The organism is Rhizobacter terrae (genome assembly GCF_003852895.1).
GTDB classification, from domain to species: Bacteria; Pseudomonadota; Gammaproteobacteria; order Burkholderiales; family Burkholderiaceae_C; genus Albitalea; species Albitalea terrae.
The window spans coordinates 39,142-51,456 of sequence record NZ_QUSW01000010.1 but is presented as its reverse complement, the minus strand read 5'-3'; the positions used below and the strand labels follow the sequence as shown (position 1 = coordinate 51,456).

Sequence of the window (12,315 nt, the reverse complement as noted above, 5' to 3'; positions counted from 1 at the left end):
AAGGGAACCGCTGCACTTTACGCAAACAGCAAGACCTTCTGCTGAAAATGCAGCAGCCGATGTCCGGCAGCCATCAAGCTGGCTGCCATCCGACTTGGCATGCTCATTCCTTCTTGTAGAACGTGTGGCAGGTCCGGCAGGTGCGCGACAGATCCGTCGCCGCATTCGTCGCCGAGTCGAAGTCGCTGCCGCCCACCGACTTGATGATGCTCTGCGCCAGCGTGCGGCTCTTGCGCGAGAGGTCCACAGCGTTGGCTGCGTCACCACGTTCGGTGAAATGCGCCTCCACCTTGGAGAACAGCTCGTCGAGTTCCTTCGCATCGGCCAGCGTCGCCTTCGTGTCGCGCAAGGCGATGTTGGACGACAGGCTCTTGTTGAGGTCCTTGATGGTCTGCATGATGTCCATGCCGAGTTCGGCCACCGCGGCCTGGGCCGTGGCGAACACCGCGGCAAGGGTCAGGAAGAAGAGAAGCTTTCGCATGAATGAAAAGGGCGCGCGAGTCATCGCGCGCCGAAAGTCCACCGAGAGATCGTCCGTCGCCAGCTCAGGCGAGGATGTCCTTGATCACCTTGCCGTACACCACCGTCGGCCGCTCCGACCGGCCGTTGTTGAGGAAGGTCGTCTTCAGGTGGTCCAGGCCCAGCAGCTGCAGCACGGTGGCGTGAAGGTCGTAGGTGTCCACCGCCTTGTCCTTGTCGGCCACCTGCAGGCCGATGTCATCGGTCTCGCCATAGGTGAAGCCGGCCTTCAGGCCGCCGCCCGCCATCCACTGCGTGTAGCCCCAGGGGTTGTGGTCGCGGCCGTTGCCGCTCTGGCCGTACGAGGTGCGCGAGAACTCCGAGGCCCACACCACCAGCGTCGAGTCCAGCAGGCCGCGTGACTTCAGGTCGGCCAGCAGGCCGGCGATGGGCTTGTCCACCATCTTCGCCATGAGGCCGTGGTTCTCGTCGAGGTCGCTGTGCGCATCCCAGCTGCGGCGGTCGTTGTCGGTCACGCCGTCCGGGTAGCCCGACACGACCTGGATGAAGCGCACGCCCTGCTCCACCAGTCGGCGTGCCCGCAGCAGCACTTCGCCGTAGCTGCGGCTGGTCGGATCGTCGATGCCGTACAGCGCCTTGGTCGCATCGGTCTCGCGGCTGAGGTCCACCGCCTTGGGCGCGGCCGCCTGCATGCGCTCGGCCAGTTCGTAGGACTTCACGCGCGCCTTCAGCTCGCTGTCGTTGGGGTAGCGCGAGACGCCGATGTTGTTCAGCCGCTTGAGCAGCTCCAGCTGCGCGCTCTGCTGGTTGGCACCGCGCACGTCGGGCCGGTCGAGGTAGAGGATGGGCGAGTTGCCTGGGCGGAAGGCCACGCCCTGGTACACCGCCGGCAGGAAGCCGGAGTTCCAGTTCTGTGAACCGGCGGTCGGCTCGCGGTCGCCGTTGTAGAGCACGACGTAAGGCGGCAGGTCCGGGTTGGCCGAGCCCAGCGCGTAGGTGATCCATGCGCCCAGCGACGGACGGCCGGGGTTCAGGTCGCCGGTGTTGAGCTTGAGGATGGAGATGTCGTGCGTGGCGCCGATGGTCACGCTGGACTTGATGAAGGTCATCTTGTCCGCATGCCCGGCCAGGTTGGGCAGCAGGTTGGAGAACCACGCACCGCTCTCGCCGTACTGCTTGAAGCTGCGCTTGTTGGAGACGTAGAGCTTGCCCACGCCGCCTTGCGTGCTGGTCTTGATGCCCTTGAGGAAGGACGCCGGCACGTCCTGCCCGGCCAGGCGCACGAGCTCGGGCTTGTAGTCGTACAGGTCCAGCGTGCTGGGGGCGCCGTTCTGATGCAGCCAGATCACCGACTTCACCTTGGCCGGGAAGTGCGGCTGGCGCGAGGCCAGCGGGTCGATGAGGTCGGCGGCGAAGGCCGACGACAAACCCAGGCCGGGGATGACGCCGGTCAGCGCGGCGCCGCCGAGCGCGAGCCCGGAGCGGGCCAGGAAGTCACGGCGTGAATTCGGATGGAAGCACATGGTGGTGTCCTCGATGAAGTGTGGTTGGACGCGGGCGCGTCAGAAGCGATGTCAGAAGCGATAGGCGAAGTCGTTGGAATTGGCCACGGTGTGGACGAGGTCCACGAAGGCAGCGGCCCGCAGCGGATTGATCTGGGCATCCGGCTTGAGGCCGGTGGGCACGGCCACCTCGAACCGGCCTGGCTTCTCTGCCACCTTGTGCTCGATGACCTTCTGCTGCTGGTTGAGGAAGGCCTTGAGCGCCGTCTTTTCGGACTTGGTCGGGGTGCGCGAGAACAGCACTTCGTAGAGCCGGTCGAGCTGGGCCGATTCATCCTTGCCGGCCTCGTTGATCACGCGGCCTGCCAGGGCTTGCGACCAGCCGAACACGACATCGCTGTTGAACAGGGTCAGCGCCTGCAAGGGCGTGGTGGTGACGTCGCGCTTCTGGTGCGGCTGCGCCGGGTTGGCCGGGTCGAAGCTCACGGTCAGCGGGTACGGCACGCTGCGGCGAACGAAGGTGTAGATGCTGCGACGGCGTGCATCCTCTTCGTTCTTCGCTTCCTGCCACAGGTCGCCCGCGCCCAGGTTCTTGGGCACCGGCGGGAACACCGCGGGACCGCCCACCTTGTCCACCAGCTGGCCCGACGCGTATAGCAGCGAGTCGCGGATTTCTTCGGCCTCCAGGCGCTTGCGCGGGTACACCGCGAGCAGCTTGTTGTCCGGGTCGGCCTTGAGCACGTCGGGGCGCTCGTCGGACGATTGCCGGTAGGTGGCCGACAGCAGGATCTCGCGGTGCAGCTTCTTCACGCTCCAGCCGTTCTTCACGAAGTTCGCGGCCAGGTGGTCCAGCAGTTCGGGGTGGGTGGGCTTGGCGCCGGCGCGGCCGAAGTCCTGCACCGTGCTGACGATGCCCTTGTCGAAGTACTGGGCCCAGACACGATTCACGTACACGCGCGGCGTGAGCGGGTTGCGGTCATTGGCCAGCCAGTTCACCAGCGCCGTGCGGCGGCCCGATGAGGTGGCGGTGGGCACGATCTTCGGCTGCTCGCCGGCCACCCACAGGGCGGGAATCGCGGGCTGCACTTCCTCCGTGGGCTTCTCATGAACGCCGCCGAAGCGGATGAAGGTGGGCGGCGCGTCCGCGTGGCCGAGCTCGGTCGCGGTGGTGAAGTTGTTGGTCACGCCCTCGTTCTTCGGCTTGAGCTTGTCGAACTTCTTCAGCTCTGCCGTGAGCTGCTGGTATTCCTTCCAGCGCTCGACGTTGGCCGGGTCGTACTCGGCGCTGTCCTTCTCTTCAGCGGACAGCTTGAGGTAGGCCGACGCCGCGGCCTGGTCGGTGCTCACGCTCTTGTGCCGCCAGTTCACCCAGCGGTCCAGCGGCGTCCACTCCGATTCCGGCTTGAACAGCGCCTCGCGGCTGTCGGTGAGGTAGCGCTCCTTCTGGTACTTGATGCCTTTGTCCATCACGGTCTTCAGCAGCTCGCGCTGCCGGTCGCGGATGGCCTTGGTGGCTTCACGGTAGGCGGCCTGCGCCTTCTCGTACTCGGCGTCGGTCTGCTTCGTCTTGAGCGGCGCCTTCTCGTCGAAGGCCAGGTTGGCGAAGTAGGCCTGGAGCTGGAAGTACTCCTTCTGGCTCACCTTGTCCGCCTTGTGGTTGTGGCAACGCGCGCAGCCGATGGTCGCGCCCAGCAGCGACTCGCCGACCAGGTCGGTCACGTCGGTCTCGATCTGGTACTTGCGCTGCACCAGGTCGCGCGAGTTGTTGTTGTCCGGGTAGCCCGCGATGAAGCCGGTCGCGATCTTCGCCTCCTCGCTGTCGGGAAACAACTCGTCGCCCGCGATCTGTTCCTTGATGAAGAGGTTGAAGGGCTTGTCCTTGTTGAAGGCGTTGATGACGTAGTCGCGGTAGAGGTAGTTGTTCGGCCGCGTCTGGTCGCCCTGGAAGCCGGCGCTGTCGGCATAGCGCGCCAGGTCCAGCCAGCGGCGTGCCTGCCGCTCGCCGAAGTGGTGGGAGGCCAGCAACCGGTCCACCAGGCGCTCATGCGCATCGGGCGACTTGTCGTTGACGAAGGCCTTCACTTCCTCGGGCGTGGGCAGGATGCCCCAGGCGTCCAGCGTGGCGCGCCGGATGTAGGCCGCGCGGTCCGCCTCGGGCGAAGGCTTGAGATTCGCCGTTTCCAGCTTGGCCAGCACGAAGGCATCGATGGGCGAGCGCACCCATTGCTGCTGCTTCACCGCCGGTACCTGGGGCTGCTGCACCGGCTGGTAGGGCGACCACGCCACGGGCTTGACGTCCGCGGCGGTGGTGACGGCCGTCGCGAAGGCCGCGAGTGCGGCTGCGGCGGCGAACTGCAAGAGCTTGTTGTTCATGCCATGACTCCTGACTCGATGAAAGGGTCCCTGTGGGTTGTGTGGGGATGCGGCATCGCCGCCAACATGGCCGCCGCCACGGAAGTCGATGGTGGACAGGCGATGCGCCGGCCTTGGATTGCAAGCGGCGCGCCAGCCGGAACCACTGCAAATGCAACGGAATGCCGCCGATTCGCGGCACCGGCTGGTGCGAGTGCAGCAACCGCACCCGCCGCCCCTGCGTGAAACGAACCAGCGGCGCCGCGCATCACAGCTTGCCGGCCACCTGCAGGCCGATCCAGCGCGGGTCTGCCGGCGTGATGCTGTTCCAGGTCACGGCCTGTGGCGTCTTGTCGTTGAACAGGTTCTTGGCCACCACGCTGATGTCGAACTTGCCATCTGCCCGCGCCAGTCCCACCGAGGCATCCACCAGCCAGTGCTTCTTCACCCAGCCGTAGCCCGACAGCGCGTTGTCGGTGTTGTTGCCGCTGGCGAATGCGGCGTTGACACTGGTGTGGAACACCTTGTCGCCGCGGATCGGCAGGCGGACTTCGGGTCCGATGTTGAACGTGTAGCGCGAGGCACCGGTGAGGGTTTGGCCGGACACGTCGCGGTAGGCCGGGATGCCCGTGCCCGCCTGGTAGTCGGTCGGCACCGGTGAGTACAGGAACTGCTTGTAGACCGCATCGGTATAGGCGCCCGAGAAGCGCACGACCGTGTTGCGCAGCCCGGTGTAGGAGCCGTCGACTTCAAGGCCGCGGATACGCACCTTCTCCGCGTTGCCGGTGTATGCGGCGGTCACCGACGGGTTCAGGGGGTCCGGCAGGGCCACGGCCTGCTGGTAGCCCTTCACGTTGGTGAAGAACACGTCCGTGTTGAGGAACAAGCTCTTGTTCAGCCACGCCGACTTGAGCCCCACCTCGAAGGACGTGACCTTCTCCGGATCGGCCAGGCGCGACACGCCGTTCACGATCTGCGACACGCCGCCTTTCTCGCCGTACTGCAGCGTCACGTAGCCGGTGTGGTCGGGCGTGAACTTGTAGCTGGGGCTGAGCACGAAGCCCGGCTGCGTCTTGCGAAAGCGTTCGGCCTCGATGAGCGGCCACAGCGTGCCCAGCTGCGTCGCGCGGATCGCCTTGGCCGCGGCGACCTGCGCCTTCTGCGCCGATGTGAGCGCGGCGTAGGTGGAGACGCCGAAGTACTGGCTCGCCACCGAGTTTGCGAGCGCCACCTGCGCCGGATCGGCGAGCGCGGCGGCGGTGAGGTTGCCCGCGGTGCCGTTGGTGACGTTGGCCTGGCTGAAGGCCACGCTGTCGAAGCCACCGGTGTTCACCGTGCCGGCCGTGGCAGTGCCTGCGACGCCGTAGGCCACGGAGAACGGATTCAGCCCGAAGCCGCCAAAGCCGTTGTCCACGATGGTGGAGTTCGCCTTGTTGCTGCGGTCCTCGCGCGTGAGCCGCAGGCCGGCGGTGAGCGTGGCCTTCGGGTCGATGTGCCAGTCAGCCTGCCCGAACACTGCCACGCTCTTGTTCACGATCCACTGCGCCTGGCCCTTGTTGAGGCTCTTGAGCGAGTTCTCCATCAGCAGCCGGCCAGCCGGGTCGGTGTCCAGGGTGTCGTACTGCAGCTTGGTGGCGAACCACGCGCCCGCATCGGCGCCCCAGCCGCTGTTCCAGCCCAGCTGTCCGAAGTCCACGGTGTTCCGGAAGAGCAGCACGCCGGCCTGGTAGTCCAGCGTGCCGCCCGGCTTGCTGGCGATGCGCAGCTCCTGGCTCTGCTGCTTGTACGCATCCACCTTGCCGCCACCGTTCTTGCTGATGTCGAAGGGCGTGCCTTCGTCGTTGCGCGCATGGAAGTGGTAGTCGCGAATGGCGGTGACGGAGGTCAGCTCGTGGCTGCCGAGGTCCCACTTCACCTCCAGCGAGGCGCCGTTGGTGGCGGTCATCAGCGGACGCTGGTTGTCGAGGCTGACGTTGGGGTTGTTGAGGTAGTCGCGGTCGTAGTCGAAGCCTCCGGCTTGCGTGAACCAGCGGCGTGCAAGCTTGGCGCGGATGTCGCTGGTGGAGTTGATGGTGGAGGCACCGGTATTGGTGAATGCCGCGGGCAGCTCGGTGCGGATGACTTCGCCGTTGTAGGACTCGCCGGCCTTGGGCTGGATGTCGATGCTGAGCCTGGCACTCAGGTCGGGCGTCGGCGTCAGCAGGAACTGCAGGCGTCCCGACACGCGGTCGCGGTCGTAGAAGCTCTGGTCGGGGTTGTAGGTGTTCGAGAAGGCGCCGGCCCCTTTGTTCACCGTGACGGAGCCGCGCCAGGCGAGCAGGTCGTCGATGGCCGGCCCGCCGCCGGCAAACTGGCTGATCACCGTGTGCCGCTGTCCCAGCGTGACGGCCCAGTGCGCATCGGGCACGAACGAGGGCTTGCGGGTGTTGATCACGACCACGCCCATGGTGCTGTTCTTGCCGAGCAGCGTACCCTGCGGCCCGCGCGCCACTTCCACCGAATCGACGTCGAAGAAGTCGAAGCTCGCAAGCGGCGCATAGGCGAGGTTCACGCCGTCGAGGATGACGCCCACGCTGGTGTCCTGCGCCTCGGTCTGCGACACCTTGCCCACGCCGCGCACGGACAGGCTGAAGGTACGGGAGTTGCCCAGGTTGCGCACGACGTTGGCCGCACGCTTGGTGATGCCACCGATGTCGTAGGCCAGCTCGCGGTCCAGTTCCTTGCCAGAGATGACAGACACCGAGATGGGCACGTCCTGGACTTTCTCGATGCGGTTGCGGCTGCGCACGACGACGGCATCGAGGGCGGGCGCCTCTGCAGCGCTTGCAGCGGCGGCAGGCGGTGTCGCCGCTTCCTGTGCCTGGGCAGCAGCACATGCGAACAACCCGAGGATGGACGTCAAGGCCGCCAGCGGCGACACGGCGAATGGAGCGGAATGTCTGGCCGAATGGTCTAGGCCAGTACGGCGGGTGGTCTGCGAAGCATGCATGGAATGGATCCGGTGGTCGCGTGGCGGCGTCCACTGGGCCCATCGCAGAGTTCATGCCACTTCGCGAGGCGTTTCAATTTGCGGGGAATCGGCCAGGCGCGGGCTTGAAGTTGCTTGGCATGCAACTGGGATGCTGCGGGTTGTGCGTTTGCTTGCTCTTGTCTTTGAGGCGGGTTGCCAGGGGTGTGGCAGGGGAAGCAATCGGATTGCTGAATGGGCAGCGGGTGGGGTTTGGGGGTGCTGCCTTTCGCATCTGGCGGGGTGGGCAAAGGCGTGGGTGGGCTGGCTGGGGCGCGCGGCGGAAGCGGTCGGCCGTTGGCCGACTCCGCTGCGGTGCTCGGGCTTGTGGTCCGGCGCAGAACTCACTCCGCGCCCCAGCCAGCCCACCCGCTTGCCGCGGCTGTTTGAGCGCAGCGCACCGCAGGGGCGCGTAGCGAGTTCTGCGGCACACCCCTCGGTGCGAGCAGCACAGCGCAGTCGGCCGCAGGCCGACCGCCACAGCCGCAGCCCCTGGCCCATGCCGCCTGCCGCGGCCCCACCCAACAGAGGCGAAAGACAGCAATCAGCGCAGCGCCGTATTCGCCACCTCCGCCGCCGACCGCAACTCCGCCAGGTTCACCACCCGCGGCCCATGCAGCGCCGCGATCTGCGTCACGTCCAGCTTGAGTCGGAGCACGTTCTGGTAGAGATTGGTGGTGTACGGGTTGCGGGAAGTCGGTGCAGGCGCATTGGCCGCCGGCGGGGTGTAGGCGTCGGCTTCCACCAGCACCTTCTCGGCCGGCAGGTACACCAGCGAGAACGCATCGTTGTGGCCGTTGCCGGCGATGTCGTGGATCTCGATCGTGCGTTGGCCATCGCTCAGCACATGCTTGCCGGTGAAAGTCTCGAAGCGTGGCGTCTTGCGCGACAGTGCAAGCTGGTCGGGGTTGATGCTGCGCGGAGCGGCCCAGGCCTGCTCGTAGAAGGGCCGGTTGGCCGCGTTCGTCACGATCGTGGCACCCGCATCGGCAAAGGTGCGCAGGCCCCCGGAATGGTCGAAGTGGGCATGGGTGTTCACCAGGTACTTGATGGGCTTGCCTGGTGCCCGTTCGCGCGCCTTGGCGATGACGGCGAGCGAGCGCTCCTCGTTCAACGGCGCCTCGACGATCACCAGGTGGTCGCGCTGCTCGATCAGCACGCTGTGGTGCGTGCCGCCGGTGAGGTAGTACACGCCATCGGCCAGCTTGCTGGATGACACGGTCACGGACGCAGGTCTGGCGCTGGCCACTTCAGCCGGCACGGCCAGGCTGGTGCCTGCGCCGAGTGCCGCCTGCACCTGCGCCACCTTCAGCTCCAGCACCGGATGCCCGCCCTGGCTTCGCACGATGCGCGACGGGAACGGCACGCCGCCGAAGTCCTGGTAGGCCTCGAAGCGCGTCTCCACCAGCGTGTCGCCGAGCACCGGCGTGTCCACCCAGGTCTGCACGCGCGAGACCTCGCCGCGTGCGTTGAGCCAGCCCACGTAGTGCGTCTTGGCATCCACGTCGAACGAGACTTCCGTGCCGTCGCCGGTGGCGCGCGTCCTAGCCTGGTGGGCCTGCGCGGCCTTCACGAAGCCCTGGGGTGTCGACCAGATCTCGGCGCGTCGTTCGGCCAGCGCGGCCGGCTGCGTGGTGGCTGCAGCGGTCCCGCGGTTCCAGGCCTGCGTGCCCGCCACGTATTGGTCCACCGACTGGTCAGCCGGCGCGGGCCTCTCGCGGCCGGCTTCGATGACTTGTTGGCGGGTGATCTGCACGCGGGCGGCCGGCGCGGCGTAGTCGATATCGGCGCTGTAGCGGCTGACATCGAAAGCCGGCCACGGCAGGCCGGGCGCCGGGGCCTGGCCGAACTGGAACCAGCGGCCCGTGGCCTCGATGTGCAGGGCCTGCGTCTGCGACACCTTGAGCGCCTGGCTGGCCTGGTCGAGCGAGACTGGCTCGGACGAACTGCCGGCGGTGCTGCAGGCAACGAGCATGGCGGCCGCGCCGGACGCTGCCAGGGCCTTGAAGTGTCGGGTGGTGTGGATCGATGTCATGGGGTCCCTCCGGATGGGTTCGCAATGGTCTTGAATTGAAGCGGTGGTTCAGCACAGCCGACGAATGCCGCTGCCTGCCGCGCAAGCGCAAATCGCGTGCCTGTCGAAGAGGCCTGTTTCGCCTCGAATCCACTGAGCCTTGCTGCGCAATCAGCAGGACATCGGCCAGGAACCCAGCGGCTTGCTGCGTTCCGGCCAGCGTCGGGCATCTGGTACGCTGCGGCCCTTCTCTGGAGGGGGAAACATGAAGCAACGCTTCTGGGCTGCAATCACCGCGGCCCTGCTTGTCACGTCTTGCGCATCGCCGTACGGCAAGAACACGCTGTTCGGCGGCTACAGCGACACCCGCATCGACGATTCGCACTACCTGGTGCGCTTCGACGGCAACGGCAATTCCAGCCAGGACCGGGTCTGGAACTTCTGGATCTACCGCTGCGCCGAACTCACGAAGGAAAAGGGCTACGCCTACTTCGCGCTGGAGCGTTCGCCGGGCAAGACATCCAGCGCGCGGCAGATCGAGGACCAGATCCTCGCCCTGCGCGAGGGCGGCGACGAGACCCGCCTCATGCCCACCAAGGGCGCGAGCTACGTACCCATCTACATCCCGGGCTCGACGATCACCACCTGGCACACCAACGCCGTGGTCTCGATGATGGGCGACCCGCTGCCGGAGAACACGGTCGCGTTCAGGGCGCAGGCCATCATCGATCAGCTGGACGCCTACATCAAGTCCGACGGCAAGGTCGCGCCGCCGTCGCGCGACGAGATCTTCCGCAACGCCGTGGTGCTGCGCAAGGCCACGCCCGCCACGGGCTTCAGTGGGACGCTGTGACCATGACCAGAAACACCATGACCGCACCGCTTCATGCCCTGCTGGGCTGCGCCCTCGCCGCAGGCCTGGGCGCGCAGGCCCTGGCCGCGGAATCCGCCGATGCCGCACCCGATCCGTGGCGCGACTTCTACCTGCGCACCGGGGCGTTTTCGATGCCCTCCGATCTCTTCGGCATCAAGTTCGACGGCAGCGTCGCCAATGACGACCAGCGGCTGACCCTGCTGCGCCGCATCCAGTCCGAAGCCAACGAACGCGCCAACTGCCCGGAGATCGAATCCGTCACCGCCGCGCCAAAGCCCGGCAGCGACAGCACCGCGCGGCCCGACGGCTCACGCGTCGTGCAGGAGCTGTGGACGCTGAAGCAATGCGGCTACCGCATGCCCTACGTGATGACGCTGACCTTCCCCGCCCAGGGAAAGCCGACGTACCACATTGCGCCGCAGGTGCCGCTCTTGATCTCCGCACAGGGCATCGTCGTCACCGACGAGCAGGTGCGCAAGGAATACGACGACTGGGTGAAGGTGGGCGGCCGTGTGGAATACAAGGTCCGCCACATCCTCGTCCCGAAGAAGGAAGACGCCCAGGCCGCGCTCGACCGCATCCGCAAGGGCGAGTCCTTCGAGGTCGTGGCCAAGGACGTGTCCACCGACACACCCACGCGTTCGGCCGGCGGCGATCTCGGCTGGAACGTGCCGGCCTACTTCGCACCGCCCTTCGCAGAAGCGATGCTCAAGCTGGCGCCGCGCGGCATGGTCGACGCGCCGGTGTGGACGCGATTCGGCTGGCACGTCATCGAGGTGACGCAGGCGCGGCCCAAGGTCTACCCGCCCTTCGAGCAGGTGAAGGACCGCATCGCGCAATCGCTGCGCAAACGGGCGGACGAAGGCAAGCGGTAGCACCCAGGGCACGACGGCTGCGCACCAAGGTGCAGCCGCTGCCGTGAGTGGGCGCGTCCTACTTGTTGGGGACGCGTCATGAAAACTCGAGGGGCAAACTGAAGGCCATCTTTTTGAAAGCCTTCAGATGCCATCCTTCTTCAGAACAGCCGCGAACATCCTTTTGGCATTGGCACCATTTGGCGTCCATGCACAAGGATGCGACTTGTTGTTGCGCGACGGGGTGTTCAACGTCTTCAACAACTCCTCCAGCAAATACAGCTACGACAAGTGGCACCAGGCCTGGTGCAGCGGAGTGTTGAAGCAAAGCGGCTCTTCGTCGAACAGTGGGGCGAACCTGAGCCTTGGATTTGAAGACGTCTCCGTTGGAATCGGCTTTACCGATGCAAAGTCGTTCCAGGAGATGTACCAGCAAAAGTTTTGCGGAAACAACTCGCGCCTCACGGTCGACTTGTCTCAGGAATCGGCTTTCCAGAAGACTGCCGATCCCAGTTTGATTGCGGGATACAACCAATGCCGCAAGATCGAGACCAAAGGGCTCGAAACAAGCTTCCTGGTCGCTCCGACGCAGCACGTCTTCACTGTGTCGATGCGCTACAGCCAAGCGTTCGAGAACAACTCGCGGCCCAAGGTGAAGTCCATCGGATTCTTGCCAAAGGGTGCCGTTCGCTGCACGGGCTCGATCGTGCCACCGATGTACCTGACCGCAAGTTTCAATTCGCTGCAATGCGAGCGCCTGAAGGATTCGGCGATCTCCGTGTTCGTCGACACGGAGCTGGGTGCCTTCACGCGCGACCTCCCCGCCGTGGTGCCGCCACCTTCGGACACTGAACGAGTGTTGGCCGCGCTGCCTCGCGGTGCCATTCTCGCCTGGGGTTCAAGACAACGAATTCCCGGAGGATTCCATGTGTGCGACGGCACGGCAGGCACTCCTGACCTGCGCGATCGATACGCCATCGGAACAGATACCGAAGAGAAGATCGGCGAGCAGATGGGAGAAGCCAGGCACAGCCACTCGGGCACGGGGACAGCCAGCATGGACATCACCAAACACGGCTGGGCGCCTGGTGCCCAGTTCGAATCCGAAGGCAACCACACCTACAGGCATACCCATCCCGTCTCGATCACAACGGATGAAAGGGCCAACTACCCTCCCAGCACACGCGTGGTCTACATCATGAAGCTTTGAACTCGGCATCCATCGGGAGCGC

At 65.9% G+C, this 12,315-nt stretch carries 8 protein-coding genes; 3 read left to right on the top strand and 5 right to left on the bottom strand.

The genetic code is table 11. From position 1 onward, the window contains the following. Positions 1-103 precede the first annotated feature (103 nt). The 5 genes from DZC73_RS26685 to DZC73_RS26665 all read right to left on the bottom strand — a co-directional run bounded on the left by DZC73_RS26685 (position 104) and on the right by DZC73_RS26665 (position 9,376). Complete coding sequence (locus DZC73_RS26685) at positions 104-481, bottom strand: hypothetical protein (RefSeq protein WP_124543438.1); 378 nt, start codon at positions 479-481, stop codon at positions 104-106. Positions 482-545: 64 nt separating this feature from the next. Beyond that, a complete protein-coding gene (locus DZC73_RS26680; RefSeq protein WP_124543437.1) occupies positions 546-2,003 on the bottom strand; it encodes a DUF1501 domain-containing protein in 1,458 nt (485 codons plus the stop codon). A gap of 51 nt (positions 2,004-2,054) precedes the next feature. Further along, entirely contained in the window at positions 2,055-4,355 is a 2,301-nt protein-coding gene (locus DZC73_RS26675; RefSeq protein WP_124543436.1) for a DUF1549 and DUF1553 domain-containing protein, read from the bottom strand. Positions 4,356-4,602: 247 nt separating this feature from the next. Beyond that, positions 4,603-7,323, bottom strand: a complete 2,721-nt coding sequence (locus tag DZC73_RS26670; protein WP_124543435.1) for a TonB-dependent receptor — start codon at positions 7,321-7,323, stop codon at positions 4,603-4,605. A gap of 562 nt (positions 7,324-7,885) precedes the next feature. Further along, positions 7,886-9,376 (bottom strand): MBL fold metallo-hydrolase, encoded by a 1,491-nt coding sequence (locus DZC73_RS26665; RefSeq protein ID WP_198414990.1) that lies wholly within the window; start codon positions 9,374-9,376, stop codon positions 7,886-7,888. Between the two features lie 244 nt (positions 9,377-9,620). On the opposite strand from DZC73_RS26665, the gene DZC73_RS26660 reads away from it, so the two are divergent. The 3 genes from DZC73_RS26660 to DZC73_RS26650 all read left to right on the top strand — a co-directional run bounded on the left by DZC73_RS26660 (position 9,621) and on the right by DZC73_RS26650 (position 12,293). Beyond that, positions 9,621-10,208 carry a CC0125/CC1285 family lipoprotein gene (locus DZC73_RS26660; RefSeq protein ID WP_124543434.1) on the top strand — a complete coding sequence of 196 codons (588 nt, stop codon included), beginning with the start codon at positions 9,621-9,623 and terminating at the stop codon, positions 10,206-10,208. A 17-nt stretch (positions 10,209-10,225) separates the two neighbouring features. After that, complete coding sequence (locus tag DZC73_RS26655) at positions 10,226-11,104, top strand: peptidylprolyl isomerase (RefSeq protein ID WP_161974763.1); 879 nt, start codon at positions 10,226-10,228, stop codon at positions 11,102-11,104. A 127-nt stretch (positions 11,105-11,231) separates the two neighbouring features. Next, positions 11,232-12,293 (top strand): hypothetical protein, encoded by a 1,062-nt coding sequence (locus DZC73_RS26650; RefSeq protein WP_124543432.1) that lies wholly within the window; start codon positions 11,232-11,234, stop codon positions 12,291-12,293. Positions 12,294-12,315: the final 22 nt, after the last annotated feature.

Excerpts from the sequence above, each read along its gene's own strand:
- DZC73_RS26685 (WP_124543438.1), bottom strand. The coding sequence starts at position 481 with ATGCGAAAGCTTCTCTTCTTCCTGACCCTTGCCGCGGTGTTCGCCACG.
- DZC73_RS26680 (WP_124543437.1), bottom strand. The coding sequence starts at position 2,003 with ATGTGCTTCCATCCGAATTCACGCCGTGACTTCCTGGCCCGCTCCGGG.
- DZC73_RS26675 (WP_124543436.1), bottom strand. The coding sequence starts at position 4,355 with ATGAACAACAAGCTCTTGCAGTTCGCCGCCGCAGCCGCACTCGCGGCC.
- DZC73_RS26670 (WP_124543435.1), bottom strand. The coding sequence starts at position 7,323 with ATGCATGCTTCGCAGACCACCCGCCGTACTGGCCTAGACCATTCGGCC.
- DZC73_RS26665 (WP_198414990.1), bottom strand. The coding sequence starts at position 9,376 with ATGACATCGATCCACACCACCCGACACTTCAAGGCCCTGGCAGCGTCC.
- DZC73_RS26660 (WP_124543434.1), top strand. The coding sequence starts at position 9,621 with ATGAAGCAACGCTTCTGGGCTGCAATCACCGCGGCCCTGCTTGTCACG.
- DZC73_RS26655 (WP_161974763.1), top strand. The coding sequence starts at position 10,226 with ATGACCGCACCGCTTCATGCCCTGCTGGGCTGCGCCCTCGCCGCAGGC.
- DZC73_RS26650 (WP_124543432.1), top strand. The coding sequence starts at position 11,232 with ATGCCATCCTTCTTCAGAACAGCCGCGAACATCCTTTTGGCATTGGCA.